Here is a 20,233-nt window from a genome sequence, read left to right as displayed (position 1 = left end):
TGAAGAAAATGTTTACAATTAAACAAGGAAAGAAAGTCTTGGCTACGATTATAGTTGGGGCTTTTTTTCTATTCTTTTGGTTGAATGGTCCTTTACATTTTAAGGAGGTGCTTGCACATCTCGAAGTCGAAGAAACACCTTATTCCAAGTCTAAGTTAGTTGGCGAAAAAAAAGAATCAGAACATTTTAAGGAAGTAGGAGAGGTTGAGGTTGAAGGACATGGTTGGTCGCTGGTAAATGATGAAGTTAAAGAAAAAAAAGCATTTAAAATGCTTTCTTCAAAAGTAGAAGATCATCGAATAGCGCAACAAGAATTAGCAAGCATAACGAAACATGTAAAACAGCTCTTTTCTAATTCTATTGAAACTGAGGGGCATTTGGCAGAGTTTGGTCCATTTTTATCTGTAAAGTCTGAAGGTGAAAACTTTTTATACCTAGAAACTCAGCATAATTTAAATCATATAAAGGGGTATGGAGGACCAATTCAATTAGGAGTTTTAATTGATGGGAATGGGAATATCAAGCAGGTGCAGCATGTTTCATCTAAAGAAACTGTGAGCTATTTAGAAAAAGTTCAGCGAAGAGGATATTATGAGCAATTTACTGAAATTCCGTTAGAAAAAGAACATCAGATAGATGCCGTATCGGGAGCAACTTTAACTACTGAAGCAATAGCAGTGACCACTACATCGCTAATTGATCTTTATCATCCTGAAATAGAAGAGCATTATGAAGATTTAAACAGTTCTTCATTTTATGTCGTGGCCGAAAATACATTGTGGTGGATTTTACATATCACTGTAATAGCACTATTATTCATTTATGGCTTTCAAAAGAAATATAAAAAATCAAAAAGAGATATTCAGATTTTAAGTTGGGTATCGGTAGTGTACATTGGTTTTTTTATGAATAATTCCTTTACCTATATCTCATTTCTTCATCCATTTTTGGGGACTTCTGTATCATCTTTAATAGCTCTATATAGCTTGTTTTCTCTTTTAGGAGCAATTTGGGGTAAGAATTTATATTGCAAATTTGTTTGTCCATACGGACATCTACAAAGAATAGCTCTTAATTTGTCAAAAAATAAGTTGAGCAAGAAGTTTTTTATCTCCAACAAATGGATAAAAAGAATAAGGGATGGCATTGCAATACTATTAATCACAGGGGTGCTTTTAGGAATGCGATCTTGGGGTAACTTTGAAGTGTTTCCTGATATTTTTGGGCTAGAGTTTATTTCTTTTTGGTTTGGAATTTCTCTTTTGTTAGTGTTAGTGAATCTTCGATATCCATTTATTTGGTGTAGAATAGCTTGCCCAACGGGAGCCGTTCTAGATAAAATTAGCGAAGTTGTCAAATAATTAAAATTCATTATTTGAAATTCTTCTATACCAATATTATGTTATTTTTGTAATGTTCTTCAATTGGAGAATACTAAAACGATAATACTATGCCAAATATATTACCAGACAATTCAGTTGAGATAACTATTGAAAACCTGACCATTGAAAAGATCAATGAAATCTTAGCGGTAAATGCAACACTAAAACTAAGTGAAGTAGCCAAACATAGAATCCAAAAATGTCGTCATTACTTGGATCAAAAAATGACGGAAAAAGATAAAGTATTTTATGGAATCAATACAGGGTTTGGTTCGTTGTGCAATACCGTAGTTTCTAATGAAGAACTTTCGACATTACAGGAGAACTTAGTGAAATCTCATGCTTGTGGTATGGGAAAAGAATCTTCATCAGAAATTGTAAAATTGATGCTGTTGTTAAAAATACAGGGATTGTCATACGGTCATTCAGGTGTAGCCGTGTCAACCGTACAACGTTTAATTGATTTTTATAATAATGACGTATTACCTGTAGTGTATGAACAAGGTTCATTAGGAGCATCTGGAGATTTATCTCCTTTGGCGCATATGTCATTGGCTTTATTAGGCTTAGGTGAAGTCAATCATAAAGGAAAAAGAAGATTGGCAAAGGATGTTTTAAAAGATTATAAATGGGAGCCGATTACCTTACAGTCAAAAGAAGGTTTAGCATTGTTGAATGGAACCCAATTCATGAGTGCTCATGGCGTTTTAGCATTAATAAAAGCGAAACAAATTCTAAAAATGAGCAATATGGTGGCTTCTGTTTCTATTGATGCTTATGACGGAAGAATTCAGCCGTTTTTAGATAATGTGCATATTGTCAGAAATCATAAAGGACAACTCTATACTGCTAGAGCTATTAGAGAAAATTTAGAGGGGAGTGAACTCATTACTCAACATAAAGTAAATGTTCAGGATCCTTATTCTTTTAGGTGTATTCCTCAGGTTCATGGGGCTACTAAAGATGCTGTGGATTATGTAACAACTGTTATAGAAACCGAAATTAATTCTGTTACCGATAATCCAACAATTTTCCCTGATGAAGATTTAGTGGTTTCTGCTGGAAATTTTCATGGACAGCCTTTGGCTTTGGTTTTGGATCATTTGACCATTGCCATAGCTGAGTTAGCAAGTATAGCAGAACGTAGAGTTGTAAAACTAATTTCAGGGACAAGAGATTTACCTCCATTTTTGGTTGCAAACCCTGGATTGAATAGTGGGTTTATGATTCCACAATATACAGCAGCATCTATAGTTAGTAAAAATAAACAATTGTGTACACCATGTAGTATTGATACCATAGATTCTTCTAATGGCCAAGAAGACCATGTAAGTATGGGGGCTAATGCTGCAACTAAACTATTAGAGGTAGTCAATAATGTAGAATCAGTAATTGCTATTGAATTATTTACAGCAGCTCAAGCTTTAGAGTTTAGGAGGCCTAAGAAGTCTTCAATTATTATTGAACAAATGTTAAAGAAATATCGAAAAGAAGTTCCTTTTATTACCGACGATATCGTGATGCAAACTGAAATGCACAAGTCAGCTGAATTTATCAGATTATATGAACGGTCATTATAGCATGATAACCGAATAATTTAGAGTTGTATTTGCTAAGCCCCCCCCCTAGCAATTCGGACGTTGACTCTTTTTATTGTGTGATAGGAAAGTTTACCAAGCGAGTTACTTTTGACCAATTGTAACAGTGGCAGTTAGTCCTACACTAAAGTTACGAGGCAGTTTATGCACTCCAAATATAGCTCTTGAATGTTCTCCTTTTGGCCCAAGTATTTTAGTAAAAAGATCAGAAGCTCCATCAACAACTGATGGAGAATCATCCCAGTTTTCACTGGATTGAAAGTAAGCATCAATATGATTCAAGCCTATTATGTTGTGAACCCCAATTTTTTCTTCTATTTGGGCTAAAACATTTAAAGCACACATTTCCATAGCTTTATACCCTTCTTCAGTCGATACTTCATCACCTAATCTTCCTTGGTATTTAAAAACGTTATTCCATATAGGAAATTGAACAGCTATATAAGCGATGTCCCCTCTAATGTTTATTGATTTATAACTTCCGCCCGGAGTCGAGGTATTGGGAAGTTTATATCCATATTCTTCTAGTTTTTCTTTTAATATCATCTTCTCTTTTATAGCTATTTAATCTATTTTACGTTTAAACTCAGTTTCCAGAAATTTTTGTTGCCATTTATCATCTGTATAGATCCCTACGATATAATTATAGGAAAACTCATTTTTATAAACCCACATTTCTGTTACAGACGTACCTCCATAAGTATACTTATAAATTAAATCTTTTTCTTGGGCAATAACAACACCTTCTGTTATACCACCAAAAACATCATATTCCCAAAATTTTATTTCTTTAGATTTAGGGTCATATTGTCTTATTCCTTCATTCCTTAATCCATACTCCGTTTGCTGAGCATTGGTATATCCCAAAGTTTGAACTTTAACTAACTTGTCTTTTAATGAAAAATCAAATGTAATTTCTTGTTTAAATTGACTACCATTATTCCATTTACCCTCTGCATGCCAAGTGTGATTTACCAATGGTTTAAAGATGTCTAATGGTTTTTTCTGAGTGTAAATAATAATGGGGGCTAGAAGAAAAAATAGGCCTATTTTTTTCATAATTCTTATACTGTTCGTACTGTGCGTTATCTGTTGATTGGATGTTCAAAATTAAGGTTTTTATGGCATTATTTTTAAAATGGAGTACTAGCTTTTTTTTTAAGAGGATTTAATTGTTTATTGAAAGATCATTATACTTCCGAAATTATGCTTAAGATTGAAGCAAGCTCTTCTGGTTGAGAAAAATTGGGGGTATGACTACTGTTCAGAGTATAAATGTTCTTTTTATTTACCCGCTCTCTATACATTGCTTTCTGGGCCTCAATAGGAAGTGCTTGATCTTCTGTACATTCTATGTAGTATTTGGAGATGGTTTCAAATTTTTCCGCTGATATTTCTAATGGATACATCAATGGTGAAATGGGTTCAGGAACAATGAATGGTTTAGCCATATCAAATATTTCTTTAGGAATATCATGTGCAAAAGCATTTTGAATTTCATCTTCTTTTACCAATGCATACAATTGGTCGTCGGATAAATAAAAGTTTTGTACGGCTTTAGATGCTTTGATGAGCTCGACAGCTTTAATAAAGCTGCCTCCCTTAGGAAGTAAAAAACCAGCTAGGTAGACTAACTTTTTGATTTTTTGAGGTCTTAGTTCAGAAACGCGACTTACTGTGATTCCATTGAAACTATGCCCTACCAAAATTACAGGTTGATTTTGTTGGTCTAGTATGGAAGTTATGGAGTCAACATAGCTCTCCATTGTGATTTTTTCTGATGGTGTTTTATCAGCTCCATGTCCTGGTAAATCTGGAGTAATGACTGTGTGTCCATTTTTTTCTAGAATTGTGGTTACATTTTGCCATTGCCAACTACCTAGCCAAGCAGCGTGTATTAGCAAGTAGATTTCTTTACTTTTCATAAGTTTTATCGTGTGATTAATTTATCGTAAATGTAAAATCAGAACACCAGTAAAACATGTACCTTTTGATACAAGTAAAAAAAAATTAGCGTAATTCTATTTGCTTGAACTTTAGATGGACTAAACCAGAGAGTTCGAATTGTTTTAAGATTTTCGATATGACTTCTCTAGTTGTTCCGAGCTCTTTTGCAAGTTGACTATGAGATAAATTAATAAAAGAAGAATTGGTCTGTTTTGAAATGGACTGGAGGTAATTTAATAACCGTTTGTCAATTTTACTAAAAGCCAAACTTTTAAAAGAATGTAGTAAATCATCATAACTAAAAATAAAAGAGTCAGTGGTAAATTTATTCCAAGATTTATACTGGTAACTCCATGGCTTTATATACCTAACAGGGATTTTTATAATGGTTGTCTCTTCAGTGGTTCTGGCATTAATAATGCTTTTACAATCTCTAAAGGTAGCCGAAAGAGAGAGCACGCAGGTTTGTATAGGGGTAACATAATAAAGTAAAATTTGTCGGTCCTCATTAGCTTGCCAAACTCTAACTTTTCCAGCGATCACAATGGCTAACCATTTAATGTATTTTTCCTGTTCAACAATTAAGCTGTTTTTGGGAATAGTTTCAACAACACTTTCTTTAAGTATACTGGATTTTAACTCTTCTTCTGTTATTTGTAAGGCTTTAAATAATTGCTCAAATTCATTCTTCATAGTAGGAGTAGGTTGAGGTTATCGTTGCTTTCTTCCTAATTGTTCAACTTTTGACAACCATGATTTTCTTTGAGCAGATGTAGAATTTCTAATGGCTCCAAAAGTTGAAATTTTAACCCGTTTGATTCCACAAAAACCCAAAATAGATTTTTTCATGGAATGATGCCCTGGACTTCGATAAACCAATGCATAATACCAGGCTGGGGTGTCTGTTGTAACGATAATTCTTGCCGTCTTTCCTGTCAACAATTGCTTTGGGAAAGGAGATCTTTCTTGATATTCAAAAGCAAAACCAGGTAAAAATAACCGATCGATAAACCCTTTTAATAATGCTGGATATGTTCCCCACCAATTGGGATAAACAAAAACTAAATGATCTGCTGCAAGGATTAAATCCCAGGTGTGTTTTAAATCAGGCTCCAATTCTGTACGTTTTCGATATCCATATTTTAAAATAGGAGAAAACGCTAATTGACTTAAATTAACCAATTCACAGTTAGCATCAGTTGATTGAGCTCCTTTTTGATATTCTTGAGCAAGTGCATGACAAAAACTTTCTGGGTCTGGGTGGCCATTGATAATGACTATATTTTTCATTGCTGACTTTTATTTTAAATAGTGTTTTCACTTTAAAAGTAAGGGGAAATCTTTCTTTCAAATATAACCATTATTTCTGAAAAGTAGGGTTAAAATTTTTGTCCCCATTCCGTCCAGGAGCCATCATAAATAGCCAGAGGAGTTGTTGCTGCAATTTGTTGATATGCCAAGTATAAAATACAAGCGGTAATTCCCGAACCACATGAAAAAACCATCGGTTTATCAGAAGGAAGTTGTAGTGAGCTGAATATCTTTTTGATTGTTTTAAGATCAGCGAAATATCCATTTTTAAGTACTTTAGTATAGGGGAGATTTAAAGAATGGGGAATAGTACCACTTCTTAATCCTTTTCTTGGCTCTGGAACTAAAGAGTAAAAACGGTCATGTGATCTAGCATCAATCACTAATTCGTTTTGATGGTCTAAGTTTGCTTTTACTTCTTTAAAGTTTCGAACAATATCAGGGTTAAAATGAGCTGAAAAATTCCCTGCCTTTCTCGAATTGTTTAATTCGATGGATTCTGTAGGTAACTCTTCATGAATCCACGCATCCAAACCTCCATTTAGAACCGCCACATTTTGATGCCCCATTGCTTTAAATAACCACCAAACTCTAGGAGAGGTATAGATACCAAGGTTGTCGTATACCACAATGATACTATCCTGATGAATACCTAATTGACGAGCTTCTTTTTCAAAGTGATTGGGAGAGGGAATGGTATTGGGAAATGGGCTCGATAAATCGCTAAAAGTTTTTAAAGAAAAACCAAGAGCACCTTTAATTTTTAATGAGGGATTTTGTGGGCTAAGTTTTGTTTTATTGTTTGCTTGGCTAGCATCTAAAATAACTAAATTGGAGTCATTGAGGTGTTCAGATAACCATTTTGTTGAAACAACATTATCCATACAGTTAGATAGATTGAAACTGGTATTTATATTTATCTAAAAAAGTACTCCAGTTCCAAACATAGTTCTCCATAATGCCATCCATTCTTTTTAAGAAAAGTGGGTTAGGAGCATTTAATTGAGCAAAATATTCATCTTGATATTGGCCTAACTTATATTTAAAAAAGACTGCCTTAGACATTCCATACAACGTGTTTTTTGAGGGGTGATTAACACGATAAATAAAATCTTGATAATCATTGATGATCTTTTTCATTTCATCAAAAGTTAACCCAAAAACAGTTGCAAACTTTGCTGTTATTTTAGATTTTAAAACACTTTCTTCTAATGCAGAAAAATAGCGAGAAAGGTAATTGAAATTACCCGCAACAATAATCATTAAAAACTTATCAGAGTCAGTAGTGTCGATTTGAGGTTGGCGAACAAATTCAGGATCTACCATGATAGAAGTCGCAATATCAGCAAAACTATTGTCTACTGTATTCAATAAAGTATTTACAAATATATTTGCAATCTTATCTTCCGTCAGTTTTTTCCTCCCAAATAATGTTGATAGCATATCTCTCGCATTTTGTAACTACAAAAATAGCCGTTGAACGTCTTTTTTTACGAATTCATTTTAGAGCTTATCCACAAAGTTATTAACGATAGCTTTAAAGGCTGTTAACATTTGAATGTTGCATACTATTTCTGTCTCATTGCTTTGGTATGATTAAAAGTTGTTTATTTGATTGCAAAAAGGATAGGAGTGGCATCCTTTTTAGTGTGTTCGAGTCGTTTTATTTTGGAAAAATAGAGCGGTATCGAGAACTAACTAAGAAGATATAGCGGATAGCCTGTCCGTAATAACGGTTTGCCCAAAAGAAAATTATGAAATTATTAGGAGTTATATTAATTGTTTTTACTGTACTTGGAAGTCATGCACAAACGTTTACCTTAAAAGATTTTTATTCAGATAATCAGGAATTGAGAACAAAAACAGAAACCGTTTTTAATAATTTATCGGATACACTAAGAGTAGGACAAATGATTGTTCCATCATTAGGAAAGCATGGTAAGCCAACAGAACACGTTGTGGAATTGGCTAAGAAAGGATATGTTGGTGGGATCTTATTGCTGAACGGTACCGTTACAAGTTTTACCAATTATAGAAAACAATTCGATAGTATCTGTAACGCTCACCATATCTTATTGCCAATATACAGTGCAGATGCTGAGCCGACATTAATTCGATACAAAATCAAAGAATCGACACCTGTTCCCAAAACGAATCAAATTCAAACACTTGAAGAAGTGGAGAAAGTGACCAATACCATATCCAAAGACTTAAAACAAATTGGGATTACCCAAAATTTTGCTCCAGTGATTGATGCTTCACCGAATCAAACAGTAAGTAATCGTAGCTTTGGACTGAATAGAGATACTGTGACGCTATTTTCGAATCAATTCATCACTACCACTCAACAAAATGGTATTGTAGCTACAGCTAAACATTTCCCTGGCCATGGTTATGTGGTAGGGGATACGCATAAAAAGTTGGTTTATATTGATGGAGAAATGAAAGAGGTAGACAATTATAAGCCAATTATAGAAAATGGGGTGCTCTCTATTATGGTAGCACATATAGCAGTGAAAAATAATAAAAAGTATACGACAAATGATCTTCCTTCGACTTGTTCAAAACCTATTGTAACAGATTTGCTAAAAAGTGAATTAGGGTTTAAAGGGTTAGTGATTACAGATGCGATGAATATGGGTGGGGTAAGTAATATAGAACACTCGGGAGTTAAGGCAACCTTAGCAGGTTGTGATATGTTATTAATGCCAGTAGAGGAGGAACAGGATGTACATGAAATTCTAGCTGAAATGCAAGTCAATGAAGCCTATCGTCAACAGATTTATAATTCTGTGATGAAAATTATCCGATTAAAGATATGCTTGGGCCTTATAAAATAGGATGAGCCAATGAAAGACAAAGCTGATTTATCAAAAGAGGAGCTACACCTTCTGGAGAAGAGGGGAGCTAAGGAATTTGCCCGTAAACTTGGCGAAAACAGTAAAAAAGCGTCTAAGGCCATGCGCTTGTTCTTACATAATATGGGAACAGAAGCGAAAGAAACAAAAGAAGCTTCTAAAATTCTAGTAAAATTTTTAAGAGAAGGAAAAGTTGAGCAAGAAGAAGAAGAGGAACTTAAACAACAGGTCTATGATTTATTGAAAATGGTGGGGATAGGCGTACCCTTTTTTTTAATACCTGGTTCATCGTTATTGATTCCTTTTTTAATGAAAATAGCTGAAAAAAGAGGAGTGAATTTGTTTCCATCAGCCTTTTCTAAGGATGAGGAAGAGTAGGTTTTGGAATATTAGATGTGGTTAATAATAACGATTTTTCTTAATGATAAAAAAAGTGTAAAGACTATGAAATATCCTGTGACTTTACTAAATTAGAATTGAATACATGATAGATTTATAATTATGTTTAGCAACTATATACATTTGTTAGTGACTATTAGAAAAAAACTAACTTTGTAAATTAAGTAGAAAGATATTGAACAACATACCAGCTTATAAAACTCAATTAGTTGATTCTGACACTAGAAAAATCCAATACTTATTTGAAAGCAAAGGAGAAAGGTCAATTATCAAGGCTATAGAATATACCCCTATCACTGAAATAGATGGGAAAACAGTTTATAATTTAGGATTTGGTGATTACAATGAAGAAAATGGCAATATTTTTGACGATATCAATAGCAATAATGGGGATATGAGAAAAGTTTTCAGTACAGTTTTAAATACTGTGTCAAAATTTTTCAAAGAAAATGAAAACGCTGCTATTTGGGTTCAAGGTAGTGATAGCGCTGATGACTTTAAACAGCTATGTGAAGTTAACTGCACAAAGAATTGTGGTGATGTTTGTAAGAATTTTAATAGACGAATTAAAACTTACAGATATTATGTCGATAGGAACTTCTTTGAATTAAGTAAAGAATACATCTTTTTTGGCTATATAAATGGAGACCCCCCAACTTTAGTAGAATATACTCCTAAAAATGAGTATACTGGAATCTTGATTTTTAAGAAAAAATAAACTAATTTTATGGTGTTCTAACTAGAACACCAGTGGATAAACTTAAGATGGAACGTAAAAAACAAATATTAAAAGCAACGAAAGTTCTTTCTATGTCTAAAACGACAAAGGAAAGAGTTTCTAGTATTGCCAAAGATATTAAAGGAAAAGAATTGTTCCCTGAAAAAGTTGATTTGGCGAAAAAAACGTTAAGCAAACTGAAATCTCTTCCAATTTAAAAACATTTGCTAAGATCTGTGGCTGTTTTATACCCTACTTTTAATAATATTTGAGAATATTTTGAATTAAATCGAGTTTGATTATCGACAAATTATATTCGTAAAAATTATATTATCTAATAAATACTTATTGTGTGTAACACCCCAGTGTATTTAAATAATGATATAAGCACAAAAAGTATTATGCTCAATTGAAAGTTCTAATTTTCAAAATCTCTACCAACGGCTTTTCCTTGCTTAAAATACTTATCGTTTTTCTCCATTTCTTTTTTCATATCTTCAGAAATGTCACCGTTGAGGTCACTTAAGTCTGGTTGACCAGCATTTACCCAAGCTGTATACCAAAATGAAGCAGTGACATAGATAGAACCCCTCATTCTTCGCTCTTGCATGTCTCCTAACATTCGTTGGTATTCCATTGAAAATTCTTTGCTGTATACTTTCATCATCACTTGTCCACGATGTTCATAACTATATTTTTGGTCTGCAGGCCATCTAGCTGTCAATTCTTTTTCAAAAGTAAGTACTGAATCTACAGCTTGACTACTTTCTTTTACAATTTCCCAGGCTTTATCGAGTGGGTCAGCGATATAGGCGCAACGACCGATTAGGTAATCATAATCATTGGCAGAGATTTCAGGGATTCTAGATTCCCAAAAACCATGAATACCCTTCTGACCAGTTAGTTGACCATTGTAATTTTCAGTAGTATGTAAAGGAACATGAGCGTCACCAACATAATGCCCGAGTTCGGCAGAATATTGTAAAATTCGATGTAAGTTTTTAGTTTTAAAAGCTTTGGTCAACCGTTTGACCATAACTTCTAAATGCCAAGGAACTATTCCGTAGGCTTTTAAGGTGTCTTCTCCAAATTTTTCAACAGCATCTTCCCATTTTCTAGGCATTACTAAAAAAGGGTCTTCTCCAGGTTTAACATAATGATCAATATCAATATAATGCCGTTCCGCTTCTCCTTTTGCAGCATATCTTCTTTTGTCAGGATCAACGGCATGCTCTGTTACGTATTCAATGTTTTTTTTGTAGAAACTAAATAACTCGGGAGGCAAACTAAAAGTAGCCATACGGTTGATACGTTTATGACCATAAAATCCCCAAGTACTTGTGCATACATGTTTGGTAGGTAGGGGGACAGGTTTAAAGCTGATTAGCAATAAAGCTATCACACTTAAAACAGCAAGGCCTTTAAGCAGTTTCATTAGGTTGTATTTGTTGTTTATATATAAAGTTTTTCAACTTATGTAGCTAAAATACGAAAAAACAATGAAAAAAAGAGGGCTAAGTTGTTAACTGTTTATTAAATCTAATGAAATAAAAAATTCAAAGAGATATACTATAAAGCCAATAAAATCGTTTCTTTGTGAATAGGAATTTTAAAATCAAATGAAAAAAGGGGTACTGCTATTACTTGTTTCTTTTTGTGCAATGTATACATTGGCACAACAGGTTCAGATGATGAACCTTAGAGACTTTGATAAAAGAGCCTTTCACTTTGGTTTTGCGTTAGGCTATAATTCCAGTGATTTCTATTTGGATAGAGATGTTTTAGAAGATTTTGAACGAGATTCGTTATTGGTACTAGATGTAGAAAGAAGACCAGGATTTAACTTAGGGATAGTCTCTTCATTAGATGTTTCTCCTACGTTTAAAATTCGATTTTTGCCTACGCTATCATTTCAAGAAAGAAATTTAGCTTATACCTATGCTTATCAGGGAGATTCTTCTGTACAATGGAATAAAAAAGTAGAATCGACTTTTTTAGATTTTCCTCTGGTTATGAAATTTAGAACAGAGCGTATCAAAAACTTTGCAGCTTATTGTTTGGCAGGTGGCCGTTTTGGACTAGATATGGCATCAAATAAGGATGTGAAAAATTCAAATGCCTCTTTAAAAGATCAAATTGTGAAAATTACCAAACCAGATTATGGGTTTGAAGTAGGAGGAGGAATTGATTTATTTTTAGAATATTTTAAATTTGGTATAGAACTAAAGTTGTCAACGGGGTTAAAAAATGTTTTGATACAGGAAAATACACAGTTCTCAACTCCTATTGATCGATTACGGACGAAAATGTGGACCCTTTCATTTACATTTGAAGGATAAGAATGAGAACCTATTATACGTCCATAGATTTTTTAAGAGGAGTAGCAGCTTTATTAGTTGCTTTTTTTCATTTTACACATCACCAAAGTATTCATGGAACACTTTTGTCGGAAGATGATTGGATCTATAAAATAGGGCATTTTGGTCAATATGGTGTACATTTATTTTTTGTGATCTCTGGATTTGTGATTCCTTATTCAATGGTGAAACACAATTATACCATTCCCAAAATAGGGAAGTTTTTATTGAAGAGAATAACCAGAATAGAACCGCCTTATTTATTGTCAATGCTTTGGGTTTTATTGTCAGGTATAGGCTTTGCGGTATATTTAGGAAACGACATTGTGCTAGAATGGAAAAGAATCGCTTTGCACCTGGGGTATTTCATTCCTTTTTCTGAGGAACATTGGTTTAATGATGTTTACTGGACCTTAGCGATAGAGTTTCAATATTATTTATTAATTGCCTTTACTTTTCCCTTGTTTTTTCATCAAAAAGATTTGATTAGAACAATAGCACTGGGGAGTATGGCTTTATTTCCTTTTTTAGGATACGATGGTTTTTTAGTGGCTTATACTCCTATTTTTGGAATGGGAATAGTTGGAGCTTTGGTCCAATTAAATAAAATTACCAAAGCCTCTTTTTTCTTTTGGGTCGTTGTGTTTTTTGGGGCTATCCTCTTCTTTAAAGGTGGAATTATTGCTGGAATTTGCTTACTAACACTTTTTATTATTGTTGGTATGCACATTAAAACGAAAAGCTCAGATTTCTTAGGGAAAATATCATACTCTGTTTATTTAACCCATGGAGAATTAGGAGGGAAGTTTATTTACTTTTTACTCCCATTTTGCCCAACATCGTCAATTCAAAGCTATTTATTGTTAATTGGTGCAATCTTATTTTCTATCTTTGGCGCGTGGATCTTTTATTTGGTAGTAGAAGCTCCATCTAAACGTTTAGCATCGAAAATAAAATTGTAACAGTTGTAATGCGAGAACTACAAATAAGAGTATTACCCAAAGAAGCAGCAGATCCCGATATCTTAAAGCAAAAAGTGGCTTATGAATTAGGGATAAAGTCATCAGAGATTCAACACATAGAACTACTTAAACGCTCTATTGATGCTAGAAAATTTCCTGTTTTTTATCAGTTGAAATTAGGGGTGTATATCCAAGAGAAATTTGAACCTGTTATTTTTGAAAACAATTATTTAGATGTCACAGAAGCATCGACAGTTGTACATATTGTTGGAAGTGGCCCTGCCGGTTTGTTTGCTGCATTAGAAGCATTAAAAATTGGAGTTAAACCCATAGTTTTTGAACGTGGTAAAGATGTCAAAACACGCCGAAGAGATTTGGCAGCCATTAATAAAGAAGGGAAAGTAAATACCGAGTCCAACTATTGTTATGGAGAAGGTGGAGCAGGAACTTATTCTGATGGGAAATTGTATACGCGTTCCAAAAAAAGGGGAAGTGTTCAAGAAGTGTTAAAAACTTTAGTGATCCATGGTGCTCCTCAAACCATTATGGTTGATGCTCATCCACATATTGGAACGAATAAATTACCCAAATTGATCGAGAATATTCGAGAAACGATTATCGCTAAAGGAGGAGAAATTCATTTTGAAAGTAAAATGACGGATATTCACGTAGAAGGAAATCGTTTAAGAGGGATTACCATCAATGAAAAAGAGGTTGTTGAAGTAGAACATTTGGTATTGGCAACAGGACATTCTGCACGTGATATTTATTCGCTTTTACACGATAAAAAGATAGGGCTAGAATTTAAATCGTTTGCTTTAGGTGTTCGAATAGAACACACCCAACAATTAATTGATCAAATTCAATATAAAACTCAGGATCGTGGTGATTTTTTACCTCCTGCTTCTTATAGTTTAGTGAGCCAAGTCGAAGATAGAGGAGTGTATTCATTTTGTATGTGTCCTGGTGGTATTATTGCTCCTTGTGCTACAGGTGAAGAGGAAGTGGTGACCAATGGTTGGTCTCCTAGTAAGCGAAATAATCCATACTCTAATTCAGGGATTGTAACAGAAGTAAGGTTAGAAGATATTCCCCAATTTCATAAATATGGGGCTTTGGCAGGGATGTATTTTCAAAAAAGCATAGAAAAAAGAGCGTGGGAGTTGGCTGGAAAGACACAACAGGTTCCTGCTCAACGTTTGATGGATTTTATCAAAGGAAAACGTTCAAAAGATCTACCTAAAACATCGTACCATCCTGGAGTTGTGTCCGTAGAATTAGATAAGGTATTTCCTCCATTTATTACAAAATCACTTAGAGAGGGCTTAAAAGATTTTGGAAGAAAGATGAAAGGGTATATGACCAATGAAGCAGTATTACACGCTACAGAATCACGGACATCATCTCCTGTTAGAATTCCGAGAGACAAAGAGCTTTTACAACATCCTCAAGTACAAGGTTTATACCCATGTGGAGAAGGTGCTGGTTATGCAGGTGGTATCGTTTCTGCGGCTATTGATGGAATCAAAGTCATGCAACAAATTAAAGCAGTTAAAGAGATCTAATGGCATATTTAGTTTTTGGTTTGTACTTTCTCTTTTTGCTGTTTATTTTTTTATACAGTGTCGTTGCGTTTTACCTAACAATACTTTATTTAAGAAGTAAGTCTAAACCTAAAAAACAAGGGAATCTTTCCATTTTATTGGAAAACAATTATCCTAAAATTACGGTGCAATTGCCTGTTTATAACGAGATGTATGTGATAGAGCGTTTAATAGATGCTGTTTGCCAGTTTAATTACCCTTCAGATAAATTAGAAATACAAGTTTTAGACGATTCAAATGATGAAACAGTAGTTATTATTGCAAATAAAGTTGCAGAGTGGCAAACGAAAGGAGTCGATATTCAATACATTAGGAGAGAAGATCGAAAAGGCTTTAAGGCTGGAGCTTTAGATTATGGGCTAAAACAATGCAAGGGAGAATTCATCGCAATTTTTGATGCTGATTTTGTTCCAGATTCTGACTTTTTGATGAAGACCATTTTTCCTTTTGTAAAAAATGAAAAAATTGGAGTAGTACAGACCCGTTGGGGGCATTTGAATCAAAATTATTCTTTGCTAACCCGTCTCCAGGCTTTTGCATTAAATGCACATTTTAGAGTAGAGCAAGTCGGTAGAAATAAAGGAAAACACTTTATTAATTTTAATGGTACAGCCGGAATTTGGCGTAAAAAATGTATTGAAGATGCAGGAGGTTGGTCAGCAGATACGCTTACAGAAGATTTGGATTTAAGTTATCGTGCACAATTAAAAGGTTGGGTTTTTAAATACATCGAAAAAGTTGTGGTTCCAGCTGAGCTGCCAATAGATATGGCAGGACTAAAGAACCAACAATTTAGATGGTCAAAAGGGGCAGCTGAATGTACTAGAAAGAATTTGGGTAAGGTTTTAAGTAGTTCAGATTTAAGTTTATGGACCAAGTTTACGGCTGTTTTTCATTTAATGAATAGTTCCGTTTATATCGTTATTGCTGGATTGATTGTACTGAGTGTACCATTAGTTAAAATCGGAATGGAGGATCCTAGATATGCCAGCTATTATCCATACTTTGGGTTCTTCTTAATCAATACCTTTTTCTTAGGTTTTATGTATTTTATTGCCACTAAAGATGAAGATAAAAATACCGCTGTAGAATTCTTGAAATTTATAATTTTCTTCCCAGTGTTTTTAACCACAATGTTAGGGTTAACAACCTATAATTTTATTGCAGTATTAGAAGGGTATTTAGGGATTAAGTCTCCGTTTGTAAGAACACCTAAATATAATTTAAAATCAACAGAAGAAAAATGGTCGATTAAACAATATGCAAAAACCTTTATCTCTCCTTTACTATTCATAGATTTAGGGGTGATTGCCTATGCAATATTGGGGATTACACTTTCTTATCAATCGGGTAATTTAAGTATGCTTTTGTTTTTAGTTATGGTTGTTTGCGGTTTTTCTTATACCTTGCTATTGTCTTTAAAGCATTCTTTTCGATGAAAAAAAATTAAACCCAATTTCGAAGATATTAAATCAATAAATGCTTAAATTCAGGTTAAATCGACATCAGCTTATTTTTCGTAAAATCTAAATATTATAGAGCGTTACAAAGAGCGTAGTGTTTGAGCGCAGCGAGTTTTTAGCTCTTTAGCGCGATAATATTTTAGATTTAGAAAAAGAAGATGCAGTCTTGAATTTTTGTTTCTTTTGTTTCAAGACAAAAGATAATGAAAACTATCAAGAATAATTGAACAAAGAAAACACAATTAATATCTTTACGATTCCAATAAATAATTCAAATCAATTGTAAGGTAAAAACGGAAAAAACAACGAATAAATACCAATGCAAAAAATCTTACAAAATAAACAGCTAATTATTTGGGGAGCAATCTTCTCTTTATTGGTCGTCTACCTAGGCTATGCTGTAACCAGAGATATGGAATGGGCATTAATTGGATGTTTTGGAGGACTTTTTATTTTATATGGTTTATGGTTTATTCCCGCAATTAAAACGCGATTATTTGAAAATAAATGGTCGGTGAAGCAAATGCTACTCATTGCAATAGGTTTAAGAGGGCTTCTGTTTTTTACAACCCCTAATTTATCTGATGATTATTTCCGCTTTGTTTGGGATGGGAATATGATTGTTAATGGAACGAACCCTTTTGAATATCAACCCAATGCTTTTGTTTTTCAGGATACAGAAAACCATCATTACCTAAAAGAAAAAGTCTTAGAAGGTGCTACCAAAACTTTTCCAGGTGGAATGAACTCTAAAGATTATTATTCTGTTTATCCACCATTTAACCAATTGGTTTTTACGGTTTCTAGCTGGTTAGCAGGGAATGATCTTCAACTCAATATCTATTTCTTAAGATTTTTTATTCTCCTATTCGAAGTTGGGGCTCTATACCTATTCGTTGCTTTATTAAAGTTGTTTGAGCTCCCAGAAGACCAAGTCTTCCTCTATGCATTTAATCCATTAGTTATTATTGAACTCACTCAGAATATTCACTTTGAAGGAGTAACCATCTTTTGGGTGCTGTTTGCCGTCTATCAGTTACTGAAAAATAGAACGCTTTTAGCAGGTGTAGTTTATGCGTTGGCGGTAACAACCAAGTTAGTCCCACTATTGTTTTTGCCTTTGTTTTTATTGAAGATCCCGTTTAAAAAATTAGTAGTGTTTTATACGACCATCGGAGTTGCTGTTGTTTTACTATTTGTTCCGTTTTTAGGAATAGATTTGCTAGAGACATTTGGTTCAAGTATTCGTTTATATTTCAAAACATTTGAGTTTAATGCATCGCTTTATTATGTGTTAAGAGAAATCGGCTATTGGAATGTGGGCTATAATACAATTCATGTAATAGGAAAATATACACCTATGGTTGTGCTAGGAAGTGTTTTATTACTAATTGCATTAAATATCAGAAAGAAAAAAATAGTTCAGGTTTTCAAATTAATAGTATGGGCATTGCTCATTTATTATTCATTGGCTTCAATTGTTCACCCTTGGTATGCAATTTATTTATTAGCATTTGCAGTATTTACCAACTATCGTTTTCCTATAGTTTGGTCAGGAGCCATTATTTTGAGTTATACAGCTTATCGTGAAATAGGTGAAGTGAATGAAATCCCTTGGTTAGTTTTATTAGAATATCTCCTTGTTTTAGTAGCTGTTATTTGGGATTTGTATCCTAAAAGAAAATTGTTGGCTTAAGTTACTTTGTTTTAATCTAAAGTTGTCAGTTTTCAAACTAAATCCAGACTGAATACAAAAAGACGATTATGGTATATGAAGGGGCTTTAGGCGAGTATTTAAATGTTGATGAAATCACAAGTAATCAGAATTGCCATATCCTTAAGGAAAAACTAGAAAGTGGTTTAACTTTATTGTGGTTCGAAAATGATAATTCAATTATTGAAATTGATAATGTTAGACATTGCTTTCATAAAAATGAAGTTGTTTTTCTTACAGAGTTTCACCAGGTTGTTCCAATAGCTGTTTCAGAGGTAAAGATGATTCGATTTAACCGTGCTTTTTATTGCATCATAGATCATGATAGTGAAGTCAGTTGTAAAGGATTGCTGTTTTTTGGAGCGAATCAATTACCAGTAATACAACTGGATGGACTCGAATTGGAAAAAATAGAGACGTTATGGAAGATGTTTTTGCTCGAAATGCAATCGGTTGATAACCTACAATTAGAAATGTTGCAAATGATGTTAAAACGTTTTTTGATTTTATGTACGAGAATTTATAAAGCGAACCATCTTACCCAATTACCAGAGAATAACAAAGTAGATCTTGTCCGAGAGTTTAACTTTTTGGTGGAACAACATTTTAAAGAAAAACACACGGTTGTTGAATATGCCGAGTTACTTTATAAATCTCCCAAAACAATTGCTAACCTGTTTAAAAAGTATGCGAATAAATCACCTTTACAATATATTCAGGAACGAAGAATGTTAGAGGCCAGACGTTTGTTGAGGTTTACTGATTATACGATAAAAGAGGTGGCTTATGAAATTGGTTTCAAAGATATTCAAACATTTAGTCGCTTTTTTAAGAAAATGGAGGGGGTAGCACCGCGAGCATTTAAGGAAAAAGTGTAGAGAGGGAAAAATGACCAACTCTTAGGGGAAAATAGCCAATAACTTAACGGGAATTCCTGCTCATCTTTGTACTGTTAATTTAAAACAGTAGAAAAAATGGCAAAATTTAATGTTCCTAGCAGAGGAGAAGTATCTGCAAGCAATCAAACAATTTTTGATAACCTAGAAAAGGGCTTAGGATTTGTTCCTAATTTATATGCGTATTACGCAAAAAACGATACCGCATTAGCCGATTATTTAGCTTTACAAAACAGAAAATCAACCCTATCTGCAAAAGAACGAGAAATCGTTAATTTGGTCGTTAGTGAATATAACGGTTGTCGTTATTGTCAATCTGCACACACGTTAATTGGTAAAATGAACGGTTTGTCTGAAGATCAAGTTTTGGAAGTTCGTGGTGGAACTGCAACTTTCAATGAAAAATTACATGCTTTAGCAGTTTTTACCTTGTCGACGATCAGTAACAGAGGAAGGGCAACTGAAGAAGCCAAAAACTTGTTTTTTGAAGCAGGATATACCGAAGCAAATATGATCGATGTAGTAATTGTAATAGGAGATAAGGTCATCAGTAATTTTATACACAATTTAGCAGGTTTCGAAATTGACTTTCCTCTAGCCCCAGCATTAGAATCAGTCAACGCATAATCAATAACACCCAAAAAATAGAACTATGAAAAAAGGAATAGTATTAAGTATGATAATAGCTATGGGATGGCTATTGAATTCGATTGTTGCCCAGGATGTACCAACAATACATTTGGATCAGACAAAGGGAGCATTTACGATCCAAGCATTAACTTTAGAAGAGGGAACCTATATTTTTGATATCGAGAATAAAAATGTAGATCACGAAGTCGGTTTTGTGATTGCTCCTAAAGGAATGACTGACGAAGCGCATCATATCAAAGCAGCTTATGTTAAAGAAATGGTCAAAAAAGGAAAGGTAGCTTCTTCCAATAAAGTAAAATTGACAAAAGGCGAATATGTATATTTCTGCCCGTTAAATCCGACGGAAGAATATCCACTAACGGTTAAGTAAGTA

At 33.7% G+C, this 20,233-nt stretch carries 22 protein-coding genes; 14 read left to right on the top strand and 8 right to left on the bottom strand.

Going from position 1 to position 20,233, the window contains the following annotated elements:
- Positions 1–8: 8 nt before the first annotated feature.
- Both N4A35_00315 and hutH read left to right on the top strand, forming a co-directional pair.
- Complete coding sequence (locus tag N4A35_00315) at positions 9–1,361, top strand: FMN-binding protein (protein ID MCT4579832.1); 1,353 nt, start codon at positions 9–11, stop codon at positions 1,359–1,361.
- An 89-nt stretch (positions 1,362–1,450) separates the two neighbouring features.
- The gene (hutH, locus tag N4A35_00310) at positions 1,451–2,962 is read left to right on the top strand and encodes a histidine ammonia-lyase (GenBank protein MCT4579831.1); all 1,512 of its coding nucleotides are present in this window, start codon (positions 1,451–1,453) and stop codon (positions 2,960–2,962) included.
- Between the two features lie 102 nt (positions 2,963–3,064).
- Here the strand turns inward: hutH and N4A35_00305 are convergent, their stop codons facing one another.
- The 7 genes from N4A35_00305 to N4A35_00275 form a co-directional block, all read right to left on the bottom strand.
- On the bottom strand, positions 3,065–3,526 hold the full coding sequence (locus N4A35_00305; GenBank protein ID MCT4579830.1) for a RidA family protein: 462 nt from the start codon (positions 3,524–3,526) through the stop codon (positions 3,065–3,067).
- Between the two features lie 18 nt (positions 3,527–3,544).
- Positions 3,545–4,039, bottom strand: coding sequence for a hypothetical protein (locus tag N4A35_00300; GenBank protein MCT4579829.1), 495 nt, complete (start codon positions 4,037–4,039; stop codon positions 3,545–3,547).
- A 131-nt stretch (positions 4,040–4,170) separates the two neighbouring features.
- Positions 4,171–4,905, bottom strand: a complete 735-nt coding sequence (locus tag N4A35_00295) for an alpha/beta fold hydrolase (protein MCT4579828.1) — start codon at positions 4,903–4,905, stop codon at positions 4,171–4,173.
- 85 nt (positions 4,906–4,990) lie between these two features.
- Complete coding sequence (locus tag N4A35_00290; GenBank protein ID MCT4579827.1) at positions 4,991–5,620, bottom strand: Crp/Fnr family transcriptional regulator; 630 nt, start codon at positions 5,618–5,620, stop codon at positions 4,991–4,993.
- An 18-nt stretch (positions 5,621–5,638) separates the two neighbouring features.
- Positions 5,639–6,217, bottom strand: coding sequence for an NAD(P)H-dependent oxidoreductase (locus N4A35_00285; GenBank protein ID MCT4579826.1), 579 nt, complete (start codon positions 6,215–6,217; stop codon positions 5,639–5,641).
- Between the two features lie 89 nt (positions 6,218–6,306).
- Positions 6,307–7,122: a sulfurtransferase gene (locus N4A35_00280; GenBank protein MCT4579825.1), complete on the bottom strand. Its 816-nt coding sequence runs from the start codon at positions 7,120–7,122 to the stop codon at positions 6,307–6,309.
- A 4-nt stretch (positions 7,123–7,126) separates the two neighbouring features.
- A complete protein-coding gene (locus N4A35_00275) occupies positions 7,127–7,681 on the bottom strand; it encodes a hypothetical protein (GenBank protein MCT4579824.1) in 555 nt (184 codons plus the stop codon).
- 311 nt (positions 7,682–7,992) lie between these two features.
- On the opposite strand from N4A35_00275, the gene N4A35_00270 reads away from it, so the two are divergent.
- The 4 genes from N4A35_00270 (at position 7,993) to N4A35_00255 (ending at position 10,431) form a co-directional block, all read left to right on the top strand.
- On the top strand, positions 7,993–9,078 hold the full coding sequence (locus tag N4A35_00270; protein MCT4579823.1) for a hypothetical protein: 1,086 nt from the start codon (positions 7,993–7,995) through the stop codon (positions 9,076–9,078).
- A gap of 9 nt (positions 9,079–9,087) precedes the next feature.
- Positions 9,088–9,474 carry an LETM1 domain-containing protein gene (locus tag N4A35_00265; GenBank protein ID MCT4579822.1) on the top strand — a complete coding sequence of 129 codons (387 nt, stop codon included), beginning with the start codon at positions 9,088–9,090 and terminating at the stop codon, positions 9,472–9,474.
- Positions 9,475–9,670: 196 nt separating this feature from the next.
- The gene (locus N4A35_00260; GenBank protein ID MCT4579821.1) at positions 9,671–10,213 is read left to right on the top strand and encodes a hypothetical protein; all 543 of its coding nucleotides are present in this window, start codon (positions 9,671–9,673) and stop codon (positions 10,211–10,213) included.
- Between the two features lie 47 nt (positions 10,214–10,260).
- Entirely contained in the window at positions 10,261–10,431 is a 171-nt protein-coding gene (locus tag N4A35_00255) for a hypothetical protein (protein MCT4579820.1), read from the top strand.
- A gap of 200 nt (positions 10,432–10,631) precedes the next feature.
- Here the strand turns inward: N4A35_00255 and N4A35_00250 are convergent, their stop codons facing one another.
- Positions 10,632–11,648: a zinc dependent phospholipase C family protein gene (locus tag N4A35_00250; GenBank protein ID MCT4579819.1), complete on the bottom strand. Its 1,017-nt coding sequence runs from the start codon at positions 11,646–11,648 to the stop codon at positions 10,632–10,634.
- A 184-nt stretch (positions 11,649–11,832) separates the two neighbouring features.
- On the opposite strand from N4A35_00250, the gene N4A35_00245 reads away from it, so the two are divergent.
- The 8 genes from N4A35_00245 to N4A35_00210 all read left to right on the top strand — a co-directional run bounded on the left by N4A35_00245 (position 11,833) and on the right by N4A35_00210 (position 20,230).
- Complete coding sequence (locus tag N4A35_00245) at positions 11,833–12,552, top strand: PorT family protein (protein ID MCT4579818.1); 720 nt, start codon at positions 11,833–11,835, stop codon at positions 12,550–12,552.
- A gap of 2 nt (positions 12,553–12,554) precedes the next feature.
- Positions 12,555–13,532 (top strand): acyltransferase, encoded by a 978-nt coding sequence (locus N4A35_00240; GenBank protein MCT4579817.1) that lies wholly within the window; start codon positions 12,555–12,557, stop codon positions 13,530–13,532.
- Positions 13,533–13,540: 8 nt separating this feature from the next.
- Entirely contained in the window at positions 13,541–15,097 is a 1,557-nt protein-coding gene (locus tag N4A35_00235; protein MCT4579816.1) for an FAD-binding protein, read from the top strand.
- Positions 15,097–16,575, top strand: coding sequence for a glycosyltransferase (locus N4A35_00230; protein MCT4579815.1), 1,479 nt, complete (start codon positions 15,097–15,099; stop codon positions 16,573–16,575). The genes N4A35_00235 and N4A35_00230 overlap by 1 nt, the downstream gene beginning before the upstream one ends.
- A gap of 343 nt (positions 16,576–16,918) precedes the next feature.
- Positions 16,919–18,295 (top strand): glycosyltransferase 87 family protein, encoded by a 1,377-nt coding sequence (locus N4A35_00225; protein ID MCT4579814.1) that lies wholly within the window; start codon positions 16,919–16,921, stop codon positions 18,293–18,295.
- 68 nt (positions 18,296–18,363) lie between these two features.
- The gene (locus tag N4A35_00220) at positions 18,364–19,191 is read left to right on the top strand and encodes a helix-turn-helix transcriptional regulator (GenBank protein ID MCT4579813.1); all 828 of its coding nucleotides are present in this window, start codon (positions 18,364–18,366) and stop codon (positions 19,189–19,191) included.
- Between the two features lie 96 nt (positions 19,192–19,287).
- Complete coding sequence (locus N4A35_00215; protein MCT4579812.1) at positions 19,288–19,836, top strand: carboxymuconolactone decarboxylase family protein; 549 nt, start codon at positions 19,288–19,290, stop codon at positions 19,834–19,836.
- A gap of 25 nt (positions 19,837–19,861) precedes the next feature.
- Positions 19,862–20,230: a hypothetical protein gene (locus tag N4A35_00210; GenBank protein MCT4579811.1), complete on the top strand. Its 369-nt coding sequence runs from the start codon at positions 19,862–19,864 to the stop codon at positions 20,228–20,230.
- The last annotated feature ends 3 nt before the right edge of the window (positions 20,231–20,233 follow it).

The organism is Flavobacteriales bacterium (genome assembly GCA_025210295.1).
Classification (GTDB): domain Bacteria; phylum Bacteroidota; class Bacteroidia; order Flavobacteriales_D; family Parvicellaceae; genus S010-51.
Note: the sequence above shows the minus strand (reverse complement) of the source record. Positions and strands in the feature narration are given on the sequence as shown.